Below are 21,120 nucleotides of genomic sequence, written 5' to 3'. Positions count from 1 at the left end.
ACCATTTTAATGATAATAAGCAGCAGTCCATTACAAGGTATCACAGATGATGTTTTTCGCTCAGTTCACCATGAAGTTTTTGGTGGAATAGATGAGTATTTTGGTCCCTATATTCGACTCGAAAGTCATAAGGATGCCAAAAATTCACAATTAAAAGATGCCTTATCTCCTTTAAATAAGTATTTGAACTATGTGCCTCAGATTTTAAGTAGTCATTCGGAACTAATTCTAAAAGAATCCGAAAGGTTAAAAGAGCTTGGACATAAAACCGTCAATTGGAATTTAGGTTGCCCCTACCCAATGGTGAGCAAAAGGAATATGGGTGCTGGATTATTAAACCAACCCGCTTTGGTGAAGGTGATTTTAGAAAATATTATGCCCCAAATGCCCATTGAAATTTCTATCAAATGTCGTATGGGTTTGGAATCGAATGAGGAAATATTCCCTTTAATTGATCTGTTTAATACCTTTGATTTGAAAGAAATCATCATTCATGCTCGAACAGCCAAACAAATGTATAAAGGCTATGCAAAGCCTAAGCTAGTTCTTCCATTAATAGAACAATCCAAGCATCCATTGGTTTATAATGGTGATCTTAATTCTAAAAAAGAAATCTTGAGTGTTCAAGAATTATTTGAAGGAAAGATAGAAAAGTTCATGCTGGGCAGAGGCTTGATTATGAAACCTCAGTTGGCTCTTTTGGCAAAAGGAAGTGAAGTTACAAACCTTAAAGAAAGCTTATCTTCTTTCCATCAAAAACTCATCAATCATTATTTAAACAAATACCAAGGACATCAGTTGGTACCTAAAATGAAGGGTGTTTGGGAATACCTAGCTCATAGCTTTGTAGATAGCCATAAAGTATATAAGTTGATTAAGAAATCCAAATCATGGGCTTCCTATACCAAAGCAACAGATCTTATTTTCCATCAATTTGAATTGGATGAATAAAACTGTTCAAATAGCATTGGCTTTAATTTCTGGTCTATTACTTGGAATATCGTGGCCAGAAATTACCGAACATTCTTGGCTGGTTGTTTTTGCTTTTGTCCCGCTTTATTATCTAATTGATAAAACCCAAAATGGAAATTGGAAGAATCTGTTTTTACTGAGTTTTTTAAGTTTTATTGTATGGCACCTCCTATCTGTTTATTGGATGATTCATTCTACCGTAATTGGAAGTATCAGCGCTTGGATCATCAATGCTTTCTTAATGGCTTCTGTCATTTCCTTTGGGCATTTCACCAAGCAAAAACTGAAAAAAGTTCCCATCGAGATTATTTTGAGCTTTTATTGGCTGAGTTTTGAAATTATGCATTTATTCTGGTCTTTATCATGGCCATGGATGGACCTTGGAAATGTTTTTGCCAATAACCCGAATTGGATTCAGTGGTATGAGTATACAGGAATTTATGGAGGCGCCTTTTGGATTCTCATCATTAATGGATTGATATTTAGATTTATTAAATCATTATTGAATCAGAAATATATAAAGACTTCCATATTTTTCGTTTCAACATCACTTGTGATTTCTCTTCCATTACTTCTCTCCTACCACTTGTTAAACCAAGAAACTCCACCTACCCAATCAATTGAAATTAGTGTCATACAACCCAATATTGACACCTATATTGAGAAGTTTAATGGCATGACTCCTCTAGCACAAAGTGAAAGAATCATTCATCAGCTTAATAGCAAAAAGACGGCACCTCTTATCGTTCTTCCCGAAACCGCCATTCCAGAAAATTTTGACGTCAGCAAAAAAAACTACCCTAAAAGCATATCAAAATTATTGAAATGGACAAAAACCCATCACAAACAGCTCATTGGTGGATTTTATTCAAAAGATAGCCTCAACTATAACTCTGCCTTATATTTAGAGGAGGGTGAAATCATAAGTACCCGCCACAAACAAAAGCTTCTACCCTTTGGAGAAAGTATGCCCTTCGATTGGTTTTATCAAGTATTTCAGAAGCAAATAGAAAAAGATGGTGGCAATTCTGCGAGTTTTGGTAGAGATCAAGAAGCACGAGTTTTCGATTTAGCCTCTGCAGGGAAAATCGGAACTTTGATTTGTTTTGAATCTGCATTTCCCGACATCACTAGTGAAATGGCCAGAAAGGGAGCTCAGATTCTTCTAGTCATCACCAACGACGATTGGTGGCAAGACACACCAGGGCATAGACAACATTTTGCCTATTCCCGATTGAGAGCCATTGAAAACCGAAGGTTTATTGCCCGCTCAGCCAATACTGGAATTAGCGGGTTTATTGACGAGAAAGGTAATATTTTACAATCTACCAAATATAAAACTACAGATATCCTAAGTCAGAAATGCCAATTAATATCTAATATTACTTTCTTTAGTCAAAATGAATCTAAAATCCGATACTTCATCATTAGTATAGCTTTCCTTATTTTCCTTATGAGCATGAAAAAATATCATAAATCTTTCCAAAATGATAAGTCATCATTATAATTCTATATTTTTGCCAATCTAAATACGAATGAATGCGAAATATCTTTTTTTATGTCCTTATTACCTTAGCTTTGGGGTCTTGTGTGAAATATAGTCCATATGAGACTAAAGTTCCGTATGAGGAGAAATACAGCAATCATAAGAACCTCATTCAAGTTTTAGATCTTCCACCCAAAGACACCATATGTTTTTTGCTAACAGGAGATGTACAAAGATTTTACGACGAGACTCTAGATATGGTTGAACACGCCAAGCAAGACCAGGAAATCGACTTCATGGTATTCACTGGCGACATGACCGATTTTGGAGTATTGCAAGAATACGAAGCCATGAAAACAATATTCGACCGTCTTCCTTTCCCCTATCTGTGCTCTGTTGGTAATCACGATTTCAATTATAATGGAGGTCAAATATACTTAGACATGTTCGGTTCCTTTGACTATTCATTTATGCTTCAGGGCTTTAATTTTGTATTTATAAACACCAACGGTCGTGAATTTATCTGGGCCTCAAATGTACCAAATATCACCTGGCTTGAGGAACAACTTAAAGATACCGCCAATTATAATGGAGCTATCATTATAAATCATGTACCTCCAGACAATGTAGATTTTAATGAAGGCCTTTCTGATGCCTTTGTAGATGCCATCCATTACCCAGGAAAAACCATGATGCAATTAAATGGTCATAATCATGATTTCGCAAATTCTTTTCCCTATTATGGTGATATTCAATATATCAATACCAGTAGCCCACAGAAAAGATTGTATTTGAAAATTAAAATATGGAAAACAGCGAATAATAGAGCTGATTACTCCATGGAAAAGGTGGAGTTCTAGTATGAAAAAATATATTTTCTTCATAGCCTTATTAGGTCTTTTCCTTGTTACAAAAGCTCAAATTATTTATTCTGATACTTCCACAAAATGGTATCATATTGACCATGCCTCTCTTCAATATGCCGGTGGAATTGGATGGATAGCTGGAGGAATGGGTTTTGATTTTGTTAACGATAAAATAGCCATAGATTTCTTAGCTGGTTACCTTCCCACTGGAATTGGTGGGGTTCGAGTTTTTACCCTTAATTTAAAATCTAATTATAAACCCTGGCATTTCAGAGTAAATGAGAACTTGAGTATCGTTCCAATAAATATCGGTTTTATCAGCTCACATGCCATAGGAGAACAGTATAATAAAAACAAAAAGGGAATTTACCCTGAGGGATATTATTGGTGGCCTGCGAATAATAGGATTGGCCCCAGCATCGGCCAAAATTACTTTTTCACCATCACAAGTGGCAAAAGAAGAGTTGTTGAAATATATTGGGATCTGAGCTGTGATGATTTTGGACTTTATACTTATTTCGATAATAAAACGGTAAAACTCCACCATATTTTCAACTTCGACCTAGGTTTTAAATGGTATTTTTAAGACACTGGACTTTAATCAATCATAGATTACTCCGTTGTCTTCTTAAAAACTGTTAAGTTTTTCTATAATATCATAACAAGCCCATAATTTCAATTTAGAATAATTCTACATAAATTCTTTTTTTGTATATTTGCAACGCATTTGGATTATTACCATCTGGTAATCGATCCACACAAAATAATAAAGAAATAAAATGGCAAAATTTGAAATAATCATGCCCAAACTGGGCGAAAGTATCATAGAAGCAACAATTACAAAATGGCTCAAAGTTGAAGGAGATTCTGTAGACGAAGACGATGCCATTCTTGAGATTGCTACCGACAAAGTTGATTCTGAAATTCCTTCTCCAGTAGAAGGTAAAATCATTAAAACCCTTTACGAGGAAGGAGATGTTATTGCTGTTGGCGAAGTAATAGCTATTATAGCTATGGATGGCGATGAAGAAGATGATGACGAAAGTCCAGAAGCTAATACAGCAACTCCTGCCGCTGCAGCAGCTAGCATTGAAGCGGAGATTGAAGCCGTTGCACATGTAGAGACGGGTGACTTTTCTTCTTCTGATAAGTTTTATTCTCCATTGGTGAGAAGCATTGCAAAAACTGAAGAAGTAAGCTTAACTGAATTAGACAATATTGCAGGAAGCGGCAAAGAAGGCAGAGTGACCAAACAAGACCTCCTCAATTATCTAGAAACCAGGAATAATGCCCCAAAAGCTGAAGCTAAAACTGTAGCTACACCTGCTAGTCCAGCTCCAGCTGCTGTTAAAACTATTTCTGCACCGGCTGTTAGTGTTGGTTCTGGTGATAGAATTGAGCAAATGGACAGAATGCGTGGATTAATTGCTGACCATATGGTGATGAGCAAGCAAGTTTCTCCCCATGTGACTTCATTTATTGAAGCCGATGTGACTAATATCGTCAATTGGAGAAATAAGAATAAAGATGCATTCATGAAGAAAGAAGGCGAAAAAATAACCTTCACTCCCATCTTTATTGAGGCAGCTGCAAAAGCATTGCGTGACTATCCAGGAATCAATACTTCCGTTGATGGTAGAAATATAATTTACAGAAAAAACATAAATATAGGAATGGCTGCTGCACTTCCTGATGGAAACCTAATTGTTCCTGTCATTAAAAATGCAGACCAGAAGAATTTAGTAGGATTAGCAAAATCGGTTAATGATTTAGCCGGAAGAGCTCGTACCAACAAGTTAAACCCTGATGATATCAGTGGCGGAACATTCACTATTACCAACTTTGGTAGCTTCGATAGCCTTACCGGAACCCCTATTATCAATCAGCCACAAGCTGCTATTTTAGGAATCGGTGCTATTGTTAAACGACCAGTAGTTATAGAAACTCCTCAGGGAGATGTAATTGCCATTAGAAGCATCATGATTCTTTCTTTGGCCTACGATCACCGTATTGTAGATGGTGCTTTAGGTGGAATGTACTTGAGAAGTTTAAGAGATTATCTTGAAAACTTCGATATGAATTTGAAACTCTAATATTTATATTTATTATACAACCGGAAGTTAAGACTTCCGGTTTTTTTATGCCCTTACTGATATTCATAGCATTTGAGAACTGCTTAGAATCATCACAAAACTCGTGCAAGTTCGCCAAAATCCTAAATTAAAAATTAGCGTTCCTCTTCTTTTACATTCTTCATCAACTAAAACAACAATACCAAACCCACCCCAAAATCAAAATAAGCAGTCTTTCTATCTTTATAGCTCAAATCACCAGAAGAAGAATAGAAGCCATAGCTCAAATCAGATTGACTATAATCAGCAAATAAAGATAGAGCCAAACAAGAGCTTAATTCATATTTAAAACTGACACCAGCTTTAAAAGCAAAGGATCGAGCTTTTGAGGAGGTGATTTTATAATAAGACTCTCCGAGTAGGTATAACTCTTGCTCAAAAAGCTGCCATGGGCTTTTGCCAAACATCATGCCGCCCAATAGCTTGGGTTCGATGGTTAATCTATTTATCACATTAATGGAATAATAAAAGCCCACCAAAGTGGTCATCATTTTATAAGGATCAGACCGAACATATAATTGATTTAATAATATGGCATCCTCCATCTTTTTATTAGCAATACCAATAGCATCTACCGAATGCAGGCTATAAGTAATATCTGCGCCAAAGCCTATATTCTTATAAACATACCATGCTCCTTCTGCCCCAAGGCTTATTCCTTCAGTTGTAAAGCCTCCTTTATCCAAATCATAAGCGGCATAATCACCCACGGGTATAGAGTAGCTTCCCTTTACAGAGAAGAAGGATTTGGTTTCTTGAGCCGAACTCGTGAAATGATAAGCAAAGAGTAATAATACAAAGAGGCACTTTTTCATATGAATGGATTTTATTGTGCCGCTAAAATAAAGAATAATAGGGAGCTGTTGAAAAATAGGGCTTACAAAAAAGCTTTTTGTATTATTTACACTTAGGAAACTTATTAAGATTTAGCGTATTTGCCCCCCTAGGATAACTAGCAGAATGAAAATTTATATATAGGCCGAATAACTCTAAAACCAGTAGAGTGAACTTCTGATATTATAGAAAAAATAATTACATCTCGCTCTCTGTTGTAATAGGTACATCCTTTAGCACTAGGACCTTGGTTACTGCCTCTTCGAACTTTAAAATCATATTCAGGGTCACTTGGTTCAATTGGACCCATAGGGTTGTTTTCTTCACTATGAGAATAATAGTCCTCTCCATAATAATCATAACACCATTCCATCAATCACCCACTCATATCATAAATCCCTAATTCGTTTGGGAGCTTGGAAGCTACGAAATAATCATTGCTACTATTCAATATGGCTACCTCGTTTGCATCATTACTACCACTATATAAGTAATTTTGACTCTGATTACCACCCCTACAAGCAAATTCCCATTCTGCTTCTGAAGGCAACCTTCCACCTAACCATTGTCCAAAAGCTTGGGCTCCATACCATGTAATTGTGGAAATAGGTCGATTCTCCAGGCCTGGATGTAATTTGTAAGGAAAGGTCTTGGCAACAAAATAAGCTTTCAATATATTATCATAAAAATACCTTTTTCCATCTACCATGCCATCGAGAGGGCAGTTGATTGCATTTAAAAAACATGCAAATTGGCCTACAGTAACTTCGGTTTTCATGATTTCGAAACCATCTAGTGTAACACTATGCTCTGGTCCTTCATCATCTTCACCATTGTTTGAGCCCATGATAAATGTGCCTCCCTCAACTCTAGCAAAGCTTATCTCGTTTACATATACCCAAAGCTTGTCTTCCGACTGATTATCTTCCTCATCTGTAGCAATAATAGTAAAATGATGACGGCCACTATCCACTTCGGCGGTAAACCAATCATAGGATAAACTGGAACTTTGAGAGCTATGTAATAATACACCATCCTCCAATAGTTTTAATTCCTTTACCCCAGCCTTATCTTCTGCTGATATTTGGAATACAATGGTATCACCTTTCATGGCTTGTGTTTCATTATACACATTAGAAAGGATTTTAATGGTTGGCGCTGTTTTGTCTTTATGGCAAGATGACAAAATAACTAAGGCAATGATTACCATTCCCCTAAGATTCTTGAAGTATTGAATCATAATCAAATTTTTATACATTGTTAAATACTGGTAGTATTATCTCTTTTCTTTATTGCACTTCCCTTAATCTTTTTTAAACTAATTATATTCACTACTATTAATTTGTTTTTTTACTAATTTCTCGACCTGTCTTATCAATCAAGTGGTATTTAATTGTATCCTGCTTAGTGATATCAACTAAAAGAAAAGTGGATGAGTTTTTAGCTTTTAATACTAATGAGCCTATTTTCAAGTTATAAAGCAGATGTTGGCCAATAGGTTCAGTTACTGCTGAAATGGTCTTCTTTTGTTCATTTTGAAAATCAACATAAATTGTGAATGTTGATTTCCTAAGAACGGGGTCTCCAAAAAAAATACTCTTGACAGTTGAATTAATTTCATCCTGATAACTTAAACTTGGATAGGTAACACTATATTCTTCCATAAGTTTTTCTATCTTATTTTTATTTAAATAGTAATCTATTATTCCGAAAATAATAAACCCTAACATAATAACAATTCCAGGTATTATACTATTTTTCATTTTAATTATTCTAAATTAATGATATGGTTTAACCTCACCCTTGTTATACCCTCCACTAAAGGGTCCAAAAGGGGAAAGTGAAATGCCCAAGGTAACTGAAGTAGTTGTAATTTCATAACCAGCTATTGTGTAACCTGTAGTTCTACCAATATCAGCAACTGAAACAGAAACCCAACTTTTCACTCTCATTCCAAATAAGTCAGTACTGCTAAATTTGTCTGCAGGACCTGAAAAATCAACTCTGCCAAACTCAATTCCAATACCACCACTAGGGCTAGCACCACCAGCTACTTCTTTAAATGCAACAAAGCTACCTTTATCTTTTCCTGCCAATATAAAAAACACTCCCGTATCTGCCTCTGCACCAGTTAAAGTACCCCCAATATCAATATACATTGCCACCGCTTTATAGTAATGGTTTGGCAAAGCTACTCCTTCATGGTCAACACCCCAATATTGTGAGTTTCTAATTTTATCAGCCAATTTTCTTCTAAAAAGAGAATGTACATAATGATTAAATAACACTATAAAAGATGCAGTTATTGCCCCGTTGGCGAAATTACCACCTGTCATTTTTGTTGCTACTCCACCCAAAACTGCCGAAACTATCATATTCAACCCAACAGTTGCTGATTCAGATATATCATTGATATAGCCTACCGCTCCTCCTAACTGAGCAGCTGCAGCTGCAATCATTCCATGTAAAAACTTTCCTCCTTGAGTTATGTTCATTAGTCCTTGATAAGTTCCATGCATAGGAATCCGGGCTATCAAGTTCAAAAATTCGCTTTTAAACAAACTAATATCTCCTATACCTGCAGTAATTGCACCAGATAAGCCACCAATTATTGTTGACATAAACAGATAGGGGAGGGCTTGACTAAACGACACCTTACTATTTATCATCATAATAATACCACTTGTTAAAGCACCAGCTGCGCCAGCCAAGGTTACCCAAGCTGCAGCTACAGCGGGACTAGCTGAACCTGCTGTCGCAATAATAATTGCTGCAGAAACAATCATACCAGCAACCATAGCTCCAAACTGCGTTCTATTTATGTATCCAGATGGATCTATAATAACTAAAGGATTGTTCCAGGCATAGGAATACCTGTTTAAACCTTGAGAATTTTCAGGTGCTTGTACAAATGGGTCTGGACTCAAAAATCTAGCTATAACGGGATCATAAATCCTTCCATTCATATTTACAAGCTCGAATAAATCAATATGTTCATGGCCTGTAAATCCCGCTAGCGCGGATTTGCAATCCGTGCGCCATATAACACTGATTACCAAACCATTAAACATAATTCTTCAATTCAGGAGTTTCTAAAACAACATCCAATACACTAGGCAATTCAGCATAATTCCTAGCTGAGCTAAACAAATAATCCTCTGGTTTTTCTACTATCATATCTTGCACTGGGTTTTGGTGAATATAATTTAATTTCTCATAAAAGAACTCTGTGCTATAAATTACCTTTGCATGATTTCCATCTTGCCAGACCTTGTGCTTTTGCTCTCGCTTTAAATGCTCACAATATTTTTGTAATAATGGCAATAGCCATTCTTTTCTGCTTTCTGGCTCATCCTCCATCTGTCTCACAACCTACCGTGGTCATAGTTATGAAATAGGCTTTATCTGGCTCGTGCGTTTTGTATTTGTCTGACATAAAACAAATATAGGAAATTTAATAAATTGATTGGTATCTTGTTGTTATACGCACGGAAAACATTTCCGCGCTAGCGGGTTTTTGGTGAATATAATTCAATTTCTCATAAAAGAACTTTGTGGTATATATTACTTTAGCATGATTACCATCTTGCCACAGTTTATAATTTTGCTCTCTTTTTAAATGCTCACCCTATTTTTGTAATAATGGCAATAGCCATTCTCTTCTACTTTCTGGCTCCTCTTCAATTTGTTTCACAATCTTTTTCGATGTGTATTTCTTAAAATCTCTCAGAATATCTGATAACCTAAAGCCTCCTGCAGCTCTGCACAGGAGATGTAGATGACTATGCATCAATACCCAACCGTATATCTCCAATCCCTTGTTTTCTTGACAATATTTTAAAGAATCTACAATGGCAAGTTTGTGATTCTTTCGAGTGAAAATATCAACCCAGCCTACTGTTGTCATTGTTATAAAATAGGCCTTATCTGATTCGTGTGTTTTGTATTTATCTGACATGAATCAAAGATAGAAATTTTTATTGTTGGTTTTGGCTATGTTATACGCACGGATTAGCTTCGCTGAGCTCCTTGCAGTCGGTTGCAAATCCGCGCTAGCGGGATTGTGTTTCATTATACACATTAGAAAGGATTTTAATACTTGGTGCTGTTTTGTCTTTTTTGCAAGATACTCCTGCAATCATTATAATGATTATAAAACTTGCCCATTTTGTTATTGATTTCATATTGGTAAATTTGGTAATACTTTGCTAAAACTGAATTACGAAAGTAAAAGTAGTGCTAATATATCTTACTTAGATTGAACTCAATAGAGCATTCCAACGAGCTAAGGAAGTATTATTCAACATACCCATATTTATAAAAAGTACTAATCTTTATAAGTTATTGCATTGCACAATTCCCATCTAAATAATCAACGTATTGTGGATTGTACAAATTAGAATGAACCTGATAAGGGTATCCACCATTTCCTTGTTGTAAAATATAATCTGAAATAGAACAGTAGTTCTCTAAACTCAAATTGCTTTCTATATTAATACCGCGAATAAAATTAACTTGCTGATTAAACCCTTCAAGACTAAATAAACCTGCATTTTGAACTATATTAAACATCTGACCAATACTTTCTAATCCATTAAATCCTGATAAAGTTGTAATCAATGGATTATTCATTATAGTTAAATCCCCCCCAATTGTTTTAATGGCCTCAAAACCATCTAGGGTAGTAATTAATTCATTATCACGAATAACTAATAAGCCTCCAATTTCTGATAAGCTATTAAACCCTTGAAAAGTTGCTCCATTAAACAAACTAATTTGCAGATTCTTGCCAATTTTTGACAGATTATTAAAACTTGATAAGGAAACGATACCAGGATTTTCAGATAACCAAAACGAACCCTTGATTTCATTTAATGATGCAAAATCATCGAGAATACTTAAACTATCGTTGCCCCTAATTATCAAATCCCCATTTAGTTTACTAACATTCTTAAAAATATCGATACTTTTTAATTTGGTGTTTTTTATAATACTTATACTGCTACTTATGGTTAAATCAGGATGAAGCTCATTTAAAGATTCAACTTCAATATTTCTAAGCATAATTGACTTTAGTGCCTGAACACCGTTTAATCCAGATAAATCAGTAAGCGGTAAATCACTTAGCTCTAGGACCCCACTGAGAATTTGCAAATTAGATAATTCATCTAAATTTTTTATTAGGAGTGAATACAATTGAAAATTACCAGATACTTTTTCAATATTATCAAATCCAGATAAAGAAATAATGGGCAATTGACTTAATATAATACTACCATCTACTTCCTTTACATTAGTAAAGTAACCCAGATTAGGTAATGAATCATATTTACTAAGTGTAATACTCCCTCTAATAATAGTATAATTCTCATTTAGAAATGATTCTAACTCACTTATAGGAGGATTGACTATATCTCCAACATATTCTTTATCAACCAATATTGGGGTTTCAACTTCTTCGTCTTTTTTGCAACTAATTATTATTACAATAATTAGTATAAAATATAATTTTCTTATCATTTTTTTATTTTCAGAAATATTTAACCTTAACAAATCTCCTTAAACTTGCATTTAAATATCAATACAAGTTTAACAAATACATCTCCAGAGTTTAAATCATTATGAGGCAAGACACCTCGTATACTATAAAAAAATAATCCCAAATCAATCATAAAGCACACTCCTTATCAACAAAACATATTTCACTCCAGTTTGTTTCTGTATAACTAATGTATCGCTATACTCTTTCTTTAAAAGATGATCCCTTACTTCAATGATTTCATTTATACCTAAGCCAGTCCTTCCTTCTACTTCATCAGCAATAATTTTAATTTTCATCCCATTAAGCGAAACTCTCGAAACAGATATTGGATCCCTTAACTGATGAGCATGATAATCAAATTTATCAATAATGTCCCCATCTAATCCATCTGCATTCTCAAGTAAAGTATATTCAGTATTAATTTCACTCATCTTCCTTTTATCCTTCTTAGTAGTAAAAATAAGAATTGAAACAAAAATCAGTATTATAAGAACTGCCAATAAGATATTCTTCATTTTTTTATTTCTTAAAATTTATATTTCCTTGATTATATCCAACATCTAGAAGAAATGGTGAGTCGCCAAATCCCGCTAGCGCGGATTTGCAATCCGTGCGCCATATAACACTGCTTACCAAACCATTAAACATAAGTCTTCAATTCAGGTGTTTCCAATATAATATCTAAAACGCTCGACAACTCAGCATAATTCCGTGCAGAGCTAAACAAATAATTCTCTGGTTTTTCAACAATCATATCTTGAACTGGGTTTTGGTGAATATAATTCAATTTCTCATAAAAGAACTCTGTTGTGTATATAACTTTAGCATGATTACCGCTTTGCCAAAGTTTGTATTCTTGCTCTCGCTTTAAATGCTCACAAAAATTGTGCAACAAAGGTAACATCCATTCTCGTCTACTTTCTGGCTCATCTTCAATTTGTTTCACAATCTTTTTCGATGTGTATTTCTTAAAATCTCGTAATATATCCGATAATCTCAAGCCTTCTGCCGCTCTGCAAAGGAGATGTAAATGACTATGCATTAATACCCAACCGTATATTTCCAATCCTTTGTTTTCTTGACAATATTTTAGCGAATCAACAATAGCTAGTTTGTGATTCTTTCGAGTGAAAATATCAACCCAGCCTACCGTTGTCATAGTTATGAAACAGGCTTTATCTGCTTCGTGCGCTTAATATTTGTCGGACATATAACAAAGATAGGGATTTTTTTATTTTGTTATACGCACGGAAAACATACTGATGATACACTCAGTAGAGCTTTCCGCGCTAGCGGGTGTAACATCGAATAAACTAGGCAATTCATAATGATTTCTGGATGGGCAAATTTAATACCGTTCCGCTAAAGTAATATATCAAGAAATAATTTTACCATACATCCAAACTTAATAAGTTCTTTTATTATATTTGTTCCCTGAAGATATCGATTCAATAACAAAACACATTATGAAAAAACTAAACCTATTATTTGTCTTATTTGTAATAATGACATCTTGCACCAAAGACGAATGCACCGACAATGAAACTGTAGTAACAAACAGTGCAGCTATCTCCGTAAAAATTATAGATAATAATCAACATGCTGTGGAAAATGCCGATGTGGAAATTTTTTCCTCTTCCTCTCATACTCTTGTAAGTAGTACAACTGGTAGTAGTGGCATTATTGATGCAGGAAAATTGTTAGAAGGTGAATACGGATGTAGAGCGAGTTCACAATTAGGAAAGTTGAAATATTCTATTGAAGAGTATTTCCAAGTTATTTCGGGTGAAAACAAAACAATTGAGGTGAACCCATATTCTAATGCTGGAACTGTTAATATTTCAATAGTTAATTTTGAGACTTATCCCAATATATCAATAGCGTTAATTCCTCACCCTAATTTCACAAACATAGAATATAATTTTGATGATTTACTGGCTGAAGCTTATTTTACTGGGACTGCTAACGAAAATGGCTTTTTAACATTTGAAAATATTCCTGCAATGGAGTATGGCAGTAATGTATATAGCATTATGGCTTATTACGATAACACAACTTGGTATTATCCCGATATTAACAATTCTTATTATTTATACAAAGATCAGGAAATTGATGTAACTTTTTATGTATACTTTTAACATTTCTAATTAAAACAATAAAAACAGGTATAGCCCTAATTTCTACACCTGCTTTTATAGCTAAATTTTCAAAAGTGAAATTATTCTGTTATATATACATAGCGCATTAGATCGCCTTTATAATCTCTTTCAAGAATTATCTCTTTATATTTAAGTTGCTTGATATGGTAGGTATCCCATGAATTTATATCTAAAAAACTTCTAATTTCTATATCTTCTTTGTTATTTGCCCATCTCCACTCACTGGTATAATCGTTTGTAACTACAGATCCGTCACTATTATTATAAGTTGCGGTTATCAAGTAAGAACCATCTTTTTCTAATTTCATATACAAACTTTTATTGCTGACCTCCTCAACTTCACCATTTCTATACATTTCTTTACTCTTCCATGTTTGGCAAAGCCTTTTTTCTTTGGAGCGTAAACTAATTGCCGGGCCTTCATCGTATTTTTTGCAGGCACCAATTGTTAGAATTAATAGTATTGATATTAAACTGTTTTTAAGAATTGTTTTCATATTGTTACTTATTATCGTTAATAATATTTATTACCATATTGAGTTAGAATTTCTGATCTTTTTGTAATAAAGTATCTTGTTTTTTTATATTTAATTTTTTCTTCAGGTAAAAAAAATATTTACTTTATGGCACTTTAATATCTGACATACCCTTTGCCATATTAGTGATGAGTTACGGAAAATAAATCATCCAGTTTTGCTTAGCTAAATCTTGTTTACTATATTCCCTTCTTTCAATAATTCTGTAATCACGTTTAGTTGATTCCCATCCATATTTGGCAATTGTATCAACATTAATAAAAAAAACTATTAAGGTGTCATTTTTGAAAACCTCACTAAACCTATCCTCCCATGGATCAAAACTATCAATAGATAATCGCTCCCCCGGATTTATTAAATTTACATCATTATAATTTCCGATTAACGATGTGTCAGGGTGTAAAACACTATTCTCTCTATAAACGATATAATTACTATTATTTACAGTCCAAATTGAATACAATCTATCAGGTATTAGCTTTTCGCAGCTGATAAAATTCAACGCTATTACGATTAATACAATTTTTATTATAGTTTTCATTTTACAGTAGTATTAATGGATTAAATAATAAAAACCAATTCCAATCTATTTCATTATAATCTCTTGGATATTGTGATGGAGAATCTCCAACCTGATAAGTTGGGGTAAAAAAAGCTTGTCCAAACTGGTTAGCATTTATTTCAAACCAAGTTTTATTATGGTCATGTGTTATTGTGTTAGTTTCATAGTCAAAAATTCCACTTAAACCACTAGGAATTCCTACGGAGTGCAAATACATTGGACCTATTAGTTTACTTTGAATTGTGTGACCAAATTCATGAACAAATAAAGGATCTTGTTTGAAATCCTGTCTTATACCCCATCCATTTATATATCCTCCTAAAGTTACACCTTGTCTTTGACCAGGACCATTTACTAACGTATATCCTATGCCATTCTCAACATTTGATACTTCTCCATTCAAATTTCTATAATGGGCTAAATAATTGCCAGCAATAGCCTGTGGTGACTCAAAAGCAGGGATATTGTTCATCATTCCAAGATCAATAGCAAATGCATTTTTTGTAAGTTGAGTGGTTTTGCCATTTTTTACAAGATCATAAGCTAGTGTTGTTAATGAAGTTGTCGACATGGCTGTTGCAGTTTGTATATTAAGTGTTGCAATAACAGGATCCCAAATAAAACTGCAGCAGAGCTTAGTGCACCTCCAGACAACACATCACCCAAAGCACAATGCCACCATTTGTTTCCAGTTGGATCAGTATATTTCAGTGGATTATTCATCACATAAGAGTACCTATTAAAGCTTTGTGAATAACCGGGAGCTTGCACATAAGGATCAGGGCTAAGGAATCGTGCAACAACAGGATCATAAACTCTTCCATTCATATTGATTAGATCAAAATTATCTAAATGTTCGTGCATAGTATATCCTCTATCAAATATATAATCGGGTTCAGTTCCATCTTCAAATGCTTGCCATGTTAAAGGATCTATTCTGTTTCCAAATGGGTCAAAACTTAATTCCTGTTCAATATTTCCTTCTTCATTCAATATGCAATGAACGCTTCCCAGGTGGTCGTGGGTTAAGAAATACCATTTATCTGTATTGTTTTTGGATTCTTTAACCGCTATTGTACCAGCTGGAGTGCTAATATAGCATAATTCTCTCTCTATCCCGTTTGTTATTTCTTTTTCGTACAATCCTCCAATAAAGTATTTTTCTTTAATAATACCATTGGTTAAAGTAGCTTTTTGGTATAACCTTTGATCGTCCATACCATATTTTATTTCCAAACCGCCAATTCCCGCTAGCGCGGATTTGCAATCCGTGCGTCATATAACACTGTTTACCATATCATTAAACATAAGTCTTCAATTCAGGAGTTTCCAATATAATATCTAAAACGCTCGACAACTCAGCATAATTTCTAGCTGAGCTAAACAAATAATCCTCTGGTTTTTCTACTATCATATCTTGCACTGGATTTTGGTGAATATAATTCAATTTCTCATAAAAGAACTTTGTGGTATATATAACTTTAGAATGATTACCACTTTGCCATAATTTATATTCTTGTTCTCGCTTTAAATGCTCACAGTATTTTTGCAATAATGGCAATAGCCATTCTCGTCTGCTTTCTGGCTCATCCTCTATCTGTCTCACAACCAACCGTTGTCATTGTTATAAAATAGGCTTTATCTGGCTCGTGCGTTTTGTATTTATCGGACATGAATCAAAGATAGAAATTTTTATTGTTGGTTTTGGCTATGTTATACGCACGGATTACAAATCCGCGCTAGCGGGTGCCCTTATACGTGATTTTAAAAATAAACACGCTTACGCTAAATAAAAAACCCGGACGATGCCGGGTTTTATTGTAGATATATGCCAGTCTTTAATTAGCCTGAAACCAGCAATTTTTTTAATTCTTTCCAGTCACTTTCCATCAAAGCATCTTTTCTGATTATTGCAATTAACTTTCCTTTATTAGTCAAATGAATAATTCCATTTTCACTTATTTTAGATTCAAGTTCTTGAATAGAAAAATCAATAGGCTTTCTTTTAAAAAATGACTTATTAAAAAAAGTGATATAGATTTTGTTATCCTTAATCTCTATTTTCTCTGGCTCATTTCTATTGATAAAAAACACAACAAGCAGACCAGCAAAGACAATCAAGGCACTAAACATGTACCGAAATGTAATGTCTATGCTCAAGGTAATAAAGATAATTAGACTTATTATAAGCCCTATAACAATTAAATAAAGGAAGCCTTTGTTTAAAAAAGCTGGTTTAAATTTTACATCCATACTATTAACAGTTTTATTATCCTGATTTTCAAGCATATTTTTAGTTTGTTATTTGTCATCATTTATAAGGTGCTGCTGATATCTATCAACTCTATCTTGATTATATCCTGTTTGCTGTTCATTTGTTAATGTGTTCCAATAGTCTGGATCAGAACTCTTCAAATGCTGACCTAACACTAAATCAATTCCATTTCCATTTTCAGACTTGCTATTTGATTGTGTTGTTTGCTTGGAACTAGTATTAGTACCAGTACTGCTATTGTCATTGTTAACAATGTTATCAACTGATATTGCAATGTCAACTCCCAATGCAACTTCCTCTATTGCTGTTTGTGGGTTTGCTGTAGCAATATTAATGCCTAGGTCAAGAGCAGAGCCAGCATTTCGTAATTCATTATTTTCGTTCCCCATTAATTTATCTCCTGCCATACCAGCCGTTTCTCCTGGACCCGTTGGAATATTTTGTGCCGTTCCATCATCTTTAATTCCTGCTGCTATCATACCTATTCCAACTCCCATAGTAGGAACCCCAGTAACTATTGCTGCACCTCCTGCATACTGCCCAACTCCTGTTGGAGTTGAAGCCATAGCAACTCCGCCTATCACCGAAGTTAATCCGCCAACAACCATCGCCGAACCTTTCATTATTGCTTTCCAATCAGTAAATCCATATAAGTCAATATTAATAATCGGATTGTTTAAAACATATGCATATGGTGTCCAATCATAATGACGATCATACATTGGGTCAATAACGTGCCAACGGGCGATCTGCGGATCATAGAACCTCGCCCCATAATCGTACCAACCCAATTCAAAATCGGTCTGCAACTCTTTTCCGTTGTAAAGATATTTATTTTTGGGAGAATCAGTGGTGTTTTGATAAGTTAATTCATTCCCTAAGCTCATACCAAAGGGATAATAGCTTTGGTCTTGTAATATATCTCCCGTTTGGGAGAACATCACTCGGGTATTGCCAAGATGATCCTTTAGGGCATATTCGTAGTTATAGCCTCCTCCTGCATTGGGTACTAAACGGCCTTCGCTGGTTTGGATAAATTGTAGCTCTAAGTCATTGGTGGTTTCATAAACGAAAGTCCCTACATAGTCAGTAGTGATGTTTTCTGCGGCATTACCTATGGTTTGTTTTCGTAGCTTATTGCCTGTGGCTGTGTAGATATATTTAATTTGCTTGCTTTCGTCTCTTTCAATATTAATTTTAGTTGGCAAGTTAAGGTGGTTATAAGAAATACTTGATATTCCTTTGTTTTCATCCAAAATCATATTGCCATTGGCGTCATAATCATAATCGATAGTGTAATTGGCAACACCTTCATTAAACCCAAATGAATTATAATCTCCTGTGGCAAAATCTGTTACTCTTTTTAATTGGTTTCCATTATAGGCATAGAACAAATCATCAATTTCACCTACTGTTTCATTTACTATCCCATTGCGTGAGAGGTGGCTGATGTTTCCATTTTTATCGTAAGCATAAGAAGTGGAATAGGCTGCATTAATGGCATAGTCTGCCGCTGTTAGTCGGTTTAGAGCATCATACTCAAACTCGTATTGCTTTAAATCTTCATAATACTCACTACTCCACGATACAGAACTGATGTTTCCATTAAACTGTGGATTTGTTCCAGTTTCATAATCCAATTGCATGGCAAATAAATCATTATCCAAACTATTGGGATTATTGATTTGGGTTAACCATCCTCTGATATTATAATCGTAATCTATTTGTTGTAGGCCGTCATGGAGTCTCTTATGGCTTAATTGACCTAGCTCATTATACTTTTGAATTGAAACCACCACCTCATCTTCTTCATTAATTTGACGACTCGCTTCTATTAAACGCTTGCCATGGTCGTAAGTGAAGCTTTGTTTAATTTCTATTTCCTCTCCATTGGCAGTGTGTTGCTCCACTGTTTTGAATAGGTCACCCGTACTGATGATTCCCTAATCTTTCACAATAACTCTACGAACAGGTGAAGTTTGCTCAAAAATTAATTCTAGTATAAAAACTCCATGCCTAAGACCAGAAATATCGATAGTATTAGCATTTGATGCAAACGCCATTACTACTTGACCTGCCATATCATAAATAATAATTTCATCAACCTTAGATTCTTGAGGTGTTTTAAAGGTCAAGAATCTTTTTGTAGGATTTGGAAATATAACCAATTCATCTTCGAACTCTTGATTATTGACTGATAAAGTATCACAATTAGATTCTATTTCTGTCAGATTATTACAACCCTCGCTGTTATCATGTACATCTAATGAATCACTAGATAAGGACATAAACTCGCAAATAAATTGATTAGAACACATTGAAAGAGCTGGATTATTAAAAATTTTTACTGAACCACTTATTGAGTTTGGGTCAATATTATTGATGCCGGAAATATCTGCTAAATTATCATTATAACCGATGCGAATATCTGTGGGACCAGATGTTAATTGCTCCAGACCATTCAAACTTGTTAAGCTATTATTTACATATATTCCTAAGAGTGCTCCAATACTTGTTAATGAAGAAAGCCCCTCTAAACTGATAAGATTATCGATTCTGTTTAAGGCTAAATAATCTCCAATAGTAGTTAAGGATTGAAGGGCATCTATATCCGTTAAACGAGGATTCCACCACAAATATAAAGCCCCATCAATGGTATGAACAGATTCCAGTCCGTCTAAACTCATAAGATTGTCATTTCCTACAATTGCTAATTGAGCGCCAAATGATGTTAATTGACTTAATCCTTCCAAACTGCTTATTGAATCTGTTATGCTATAATCCCCTATGATAACAGGTCCCTCAATTCTCGTACAATATGGATAGTCTTGGGAAAATTGGTCAATCTGATACTGATTTTGAAAATGAATCCCATCTGGTAAGCATGATTGTGAATAAACGGATACGTGAATGAGGATAAATATTAACAAAGCGCTTTTTCTCATGTTTTTATTTTTTTTAAAGTTTTATTTGAAGGAAGCATCACTAAACAGGATTTAAATAGGAATTTTAAGTAAGACCCTACAATTTTATAAGTTTAAAAACATTTAATCATTCACAAAAATTCTTTTCATGAAATTCTGTTTATAACAATAATTTACACCAAATAAGAAAAATCCTATAACAAACAATACAAAAGGAATAAAGATTTTGAAATTAGGGCATTCTTCTATGTCTCTATATGCCAAAATTGAACTAATTGACACCATAACCCATAAAATTGGTAAGATTTTAATAAGAGCAATCCTCCCTTTAGGCTTTCTAGTTACCAACAAGACAATTACGTATATAATATAGTTGTTAAACATAAATTCAACAGTATCAAATAGTTTAATTAGGTTTTGAAATAAATATTCTTTACTAATTTGTATTTCTTGAAAAATAGTAGAATATTCTTCAAATAGCCAAATTAAATCTTTATATATATCAGTAGAATACAATTGAAATAGATATAATGTAAAAACAAAATTCAGAATCAAAGGGAATTTGACTAAATTTTCTGACTTCAGATCCTTGAAAAAAAATGGACCGAAAAATATTATAAAGATTATTATCGCATATAAATTCATTTTTTTCTATATTTTATTAAACAAAGGCGATAAATCAAATTTGCATTTTTAATATGGATTAAAATAGCAAATATAATAAATATTTATCTTTGTTATAACCTATTTAATTGTGGTTTGTCAGGCTTTGGAACATCAGGCTTTGGAACATCAGGCTTTGGAACATCAGGCTTTGGAACATCAGGCTTTG

Annotated in this window: 23 protein-coding genes; 6 read left to right on the top strand and 17 right to left on the bottom strand. The window is 34.1% G+C overall.

Going from position 1 to position 21,120, the window contains the following annotated elements; genetic code table 11:
- Positions 1–9 precede the first annotated feature (9 nt).
- The 5 genes from HNS38_RS00115 (at position 10) to HNS38_RS00095 (ending at position 5,417) form a co-directional block, all read left to right on the top strand.
- On the top strand, positions 10–951 hold the full coding sequence (locus tag HNS38_RS00115) for a tRNA-dihydrouridine synthase family protein (RefSeq protein ID WP_172278156.1): 942 nt from the start codon (positions 10–12) through the stop codon (positions 949–951).
- A complete protein-coding gene (lnt, locus tag HNS38_RS00110; protein ID WP_172345801.1) occupies positions 944–2,479 on the top strand; it encodes an apolipoprotein N-acyltransferase in 1,536 nt (511 codons plus the stop codon). The genes HNS38_RS00115 and lnt overlap by 8 nt, the downstream gene beginning before the upstream one ends.
- 32 nt (positions 2,480–2,511) lie before the next feature.
- Positions 2,512–3,318, top strand: a complete 807-nt coding sequence (locus HNS38_RS00105) for a metallophosphoesterase (RefSeq protein ID WP_172278160.1) — start codon at positions 2,512–2,514, stop codon at positions 3,316–3,318.
- Position 3,319: 1 nt separating this feature from the next.
- Positions 3,320–3,910, top strand: a complete 591-nt coding sequence (locus HNS38_RS00100) for a hypothetical protein (RefSeq protein ID WP_172278162.1) — start codon at positions 3,320–3,322, stop codon at positions 3,908–3,910.
- A 193-nt stretch (positions 3,911–4,103) separates the two neighbouring features.
- A complete protein-coding gene (locus HNS38_RS00095) occupies positions 4,104–5,417 on the top strand; it encodes a dihydrolipoamide acetyltransferase family protein (RefSeq protein ID WP_172345800.1) in 1,314 nt (437 codons plus the stop codon).
- A 167-nt stretch (positions 5,418–5,584) separates the two neighbouring features.
- Here HNS38_RS00095 and HNS38_RS00090 read toward each other — a convergent pair whose 3' ends face one another.
- From HNS38_RS00090 to HNS38_RS00050, 9 genes are all read right to left on the bottom strand, one after another.
- The gene (locus HNS38_RS00090; RefSeq protein ID WP_172345799.1) at positions 5,585–6,271 is read right to left on the bottom strand and encodes a hypothetical protein; all 687 of its coding nucleotides are present in this window, start codon (positions 6,269–6,271) and stop codon (positions 5,585–5,587) included.
- A 395-nt stretch (positions 6,272–6,666) separates the two neighbouring features.
- Positions 6,667–7,530 carry an SUMF1/EgtB/PvdO family nonheme iron enzyme gene (locus HNS38_RS00085; RefSeq protein WP_172345798.1) on the bottom strand — a complete coding sequence of 288 codons (864 nt, stop codon included), beginning with the start codon at positions 7,528–7,530 and terminating at the stop codon, positions 6,667–6,669.
- Between the two features lie 97 nt (positions 7,531–7,627).
- Entirely contained in the window at positions 7,628–8,053 is a 426-nt protein-coding gene (locus HNS38_RS00080; RefSeq protein ID WP_172345797.1) for a hypothetical protein, read from the bottom strand.
- A 15-nt stretch (positions 8,054–8,068) separates the two neighbouring features.
- Positions 8,069–9,361: an RHS repeat-associated core domain-containing protein gene (locus tag HNS38_RS00075; protein ID WP_172345796.1), complete on the bottom strand. Its 1,293-nt coding sequence runs from the start codon at positions 9,359–9,361 to the stop codon at positions 8,069–8,071.
- Positions 9,354–9,659 carry a hypothetical protein gene (locus tag HNS38_RS00070; protein ID WP_172345795.1) on the bottom strand — a complete coding sequence of 102 codons (306 nt, stop codon included), beginning with the start codon at positions 9,657–9,659 and terminating at the stop codon, positions 9,354–9,356. Before HNS38_RS00070 ends, HNS38_RS00075 begins: the two co-directional genes overlap by 8 nt.
- Positions 9,660–9,918: 259 nt before the next feature.
- Complete coding sequence (locus HNS38_RS00065) at positions 9,919–10,248, bottom strand: transposase (RefSeq protein WP_172345794.1); 330 nt, start codon at positions 10,246–10,248, stop codon at positions 9,919–9,921.
- A gap of 383 nt (positions 10,249–10,631) precedes the next feature.
- Complete coding sequence (locus HNS38_RS00060) at positions 10,632–11,810, bottom strand: hypothetical protein (RefSeq protein ID WP_172345793.1); 1,179 nt, start codon at positions 11,808–11,810, stop codon at positions 10,632–10,634.
- Between the two features lie 144 nt (positions 11,811–11,954).
- Positions 11,955–12,347, bottom strand: a complete 393-nt coding sequence (locus HNS38_RS00055; protein ID WP_172345792.1) for a hypothetical protein — start codon at positions 12,345–12,347, stop codon at positions 11,955–11,957.
- A 125-nt stretch (positions 12,348–12,472) separates the two neighbouring features.
- Positions 12,473–12,991, bottom strand: coding sequence for a transposase (locus tag HNS38_RS00050; protein WP_172345791.1), 519 nt, complete (start codon positions 12,989–12,991; stop codon positions 12,473–12,475).
- 307 nt (positions 12,992–13,298) lie between these two features.
- On the opposite strand from HNS38_RS00050, the gene HNS38_RS00045 reads away from it, so the two are divergent.
- Positions 13,299–13,970, top strand: coding sequence for a hypothetical protein (locus tag HNS38_RS00045; RefSeq protein WP_172278168.1), 672 nt, complete (start codon positions 13,299–13,301; stop codon positions 13,968–13,970).
- Positions 13,971–14,050: 80 nt separating this feature from the next.
- On the opposite strand, the gene HNS38_RS00040 is transcribed toward HNS38_RS00045, so the two are convergent.
- From HNS38_RS00040 to HNS38_RS00005, 8 genes are all read right to left on the bottom strand, one after another.
- A complete protein-coding gene (locus HNS38_RS00040) occupies positions 14,051–14,488 on the bottom strand; it encodes a hypothetical protein (protein ID WP_172278170.1) in 438 nt (145 codons plus the stop codon).
- Between the two features lie 172 nt (positions 14,489–14,660).
- Positions 14,661–15,068, bottom strand: coding sequence for a hypothetical protein (locus HNS38_RS00035; protein ID WP_172278172.1), 408 nt, complete (start codon positions 15,066–15,068; stop codon positions 14,661–14,663).
- A 1-nt stretch (position 15,069) separates the two neighbouring features.
- The gene (locus tag HNS38_RS00030) at positions 15,070–15,660 is read right to left on the bottom strand and encodes a hypothetical protein (RefSeq protein WP_172278174.1); all 591 of its coding nucleotides are present in this window, start codon (positions 15,658–15,660) and stop codon (positions 15,070–15,072) included.
- Positions 15,642–16,307, bottom strand: coding sequence for an RHS repeat domain-containing protein (locus HNS38_RS00025; RefSeq protein WP_172278176.1), 666 nt, complete (start codon positions 16,305–16,307; stop codon positions 15,642–15,644). The genes HNS38_RS00030 and HNS38_RS00025 overlap by 19 nt, the downstream gene beginning before the upstream one ends.
- 82 nt (positions 16,308–16,389) lie before the next feature.
- A complete protein-coding gene (locus HNS38_RS00020) occupies positions 16,390–16,695 on the bottom strand; it encodes a hypothetical protein (protein ID WP_172345790.1) in 306 nt (101 codons plus the stop codon).
- 236 nt (positions 16,696–16,931) lie between these two features.
- Positions 16,932–17,378 carry a hypothetical protein gene (locus HNS38_RS00015; RefSeq protein ID WP_172278180.1) on the bottom strand — a complete coding sequence of 149 codons (447 nt, stop codon included), beginning with the start codon at positions 17,376–17,378 and terminating at the stop codon, positions 16,932–16,934.
- Positions 17,379–17,390: 12 nt separating this feature from the next.
- Positions 17,391–19,274, bottom strand: a complete 1,884-nt coding sequence (locus tag HNS38_RS21015; protein WP_172345789.1) for an RHS repeat-associated core domain-containing protein — start codon at positions 19,272–19,274, stop codon at positions 17,391–17,393.
- Positions 19,275–19,307: 33 nt separating this feature from the next.
- Positions 19,308–20,309 carry a T9SS type A sorting domain-containing protein gene (locus HNS38_RS00005; protein ID WP_172278188.1) on the bottom strand — a complete coding sequence of 334 codons (1,002 nt, stop codon included), beginning with the start codon at positions 20,307–20,309 and terminating at the stop codon, positions 19,308–19,310.
- Between the last annotated feature and the right edge of the window lie 811 nt (positions 20,310–21,120).

The organism is Lentimicrobium sp. L6, from assembly GCF_013166655.1.
Lineage (GTDB): Bacteria > Bacteroidota > Bacteroidia > Bacteroidales > UBA12170 > UBA12170.
This window is presented reverse-complemented; position numbering and strand designations above follow the sequence as displayed.

Coding starts and splice junctions, on each gene's coding strand:
- lnt (WP_172345801.1), top strand. CDS start 944: ATGAATAAAACTGTTCAAATAGCATTGGCTTTAATTTCTGGTCTATTA.
- HNS38_RS00035 (WP_172278172.1), bottom strand. CDS start 15,068: ATGAAAACTATAATAAAAATTGTATTAATCGTAATAGCGTTGAATTTT.
- HNS38_RS00080 (WP_172345797.1), bottom strand. CDS start 8,053: ATGAAAAATAGTATAATACCTGGAATTGTTATTATGTTAGGGTTTATT.
- HNS38_RS00085 (WP_172345798.1), bottom strand. CDS start 7,530: ATGATTCAATACTTCAAGAATCTTAGGGGAATGGTAATCATTGCCTTA.
- HNS38_RS00055 (WP_172345792.1), bottom strand. CDS start 12,347: ATGAAGAATATCTTATTGGCAGTTCTTATAATACTGATTTTTGTTTCA.
- HNS38_RS00025 (WP_172278176.1), bottom strand. CDS start 16,307: ATGGACGATCAAAGGTTATACCAAAAAGCTACTTTAACCAATGGTATT.
- HNS38_RS00065 (WP_172345794.1), bottom strand. CDS start 10,248: ATGTCAGATAAATACAAAACACACGAATCAGATAAGGCCTATTTTATA.
- HNS38_RS00005 (WP_172278188.1), bottom strand. CDS start 20,309: ATGAGAAAAAGCGCTTTGTTAATATTTATCCTCATTCACGTATCCGTT.
- HNS38_RS00090 (WP_172345799.1), bottom strand. CDS start 6,271: ATGAAAAAGTGCCTCTTTGTATTATTACTCTTTGCTTATCATTTCACG.
- HNS38_RS00050 (WP_172345791.1), bottom strand. CDS start 12,991: ATGACAACGGTAGGCTGGGTTGATATTTTCACTCGAAAGAATCACAAA.
- HNS38_RS00095 (WP_172345800.1), top strand. CDS start 4,104: ATGGCAAAATTTGAAATAATCATGCCCAAACTGGGCGAAAGTATCATA.
- HNS38_RS00060 (WP_172345793.1), bottom strand. CDS start 11,810: ATGATAAGAAAATTATATTTTATACTAATTATTGTAATAATAATTAGT.
- HNS38_RS00100 (WP_172278162.1), top strand. CDS start 3,320: ATGAAAAAATATATTTTCTTCATAGCCTTATTAGGTCTTTTCCTTGTT.
- HNS38_RS00105 (WP_172278160.1), top strand. CDS start 2,512: ATGCGAAATATCTTTTTTTATGTCCTTATTACCTTAGCTTTGGGGTCT.
- HNS38_RS00115 (WP_172278156.1), top strand. CDS start 10: ATGATAATAAGCAGCAGTCCATTACAAGGTATCACAGATGATGTTTTT.
- HNS38_RS00075 (WP_172345796.1), bottom strand. CDS start 9,361: ATGTTTAATGGTTTGGTAATCAGTGTTATATGGCGCACGGATTGCAAA.
- HNS38_RS00045 (WP_172278168.1), top strand. CDS start 13,299: ATGAAAAAACTAAACCTATTATTTGTCTTATTTGTAATAATGACATCT.
- HNS38_RS00030 (WP_172278174.1), bottom strand. CDS start 15,660: ATGTCGACAACTTCATTAACAACACTAGCTTATGATCTTGTAAAAAAT.
- HNS38_RS00040 (WP_172278170.1), bottom strand. CDS start 14,488: ATGAAAACAATTCTTAAAAACAGTTTAATATCAATACTATTAATTCTA.
- HNS38_RS00015 (WP_172278180.1), bottom strand. CDS start 17,378: ATGCTTGAAAATCAGGATAATAAAACTGTTAATAGTATGGATGTAAAA.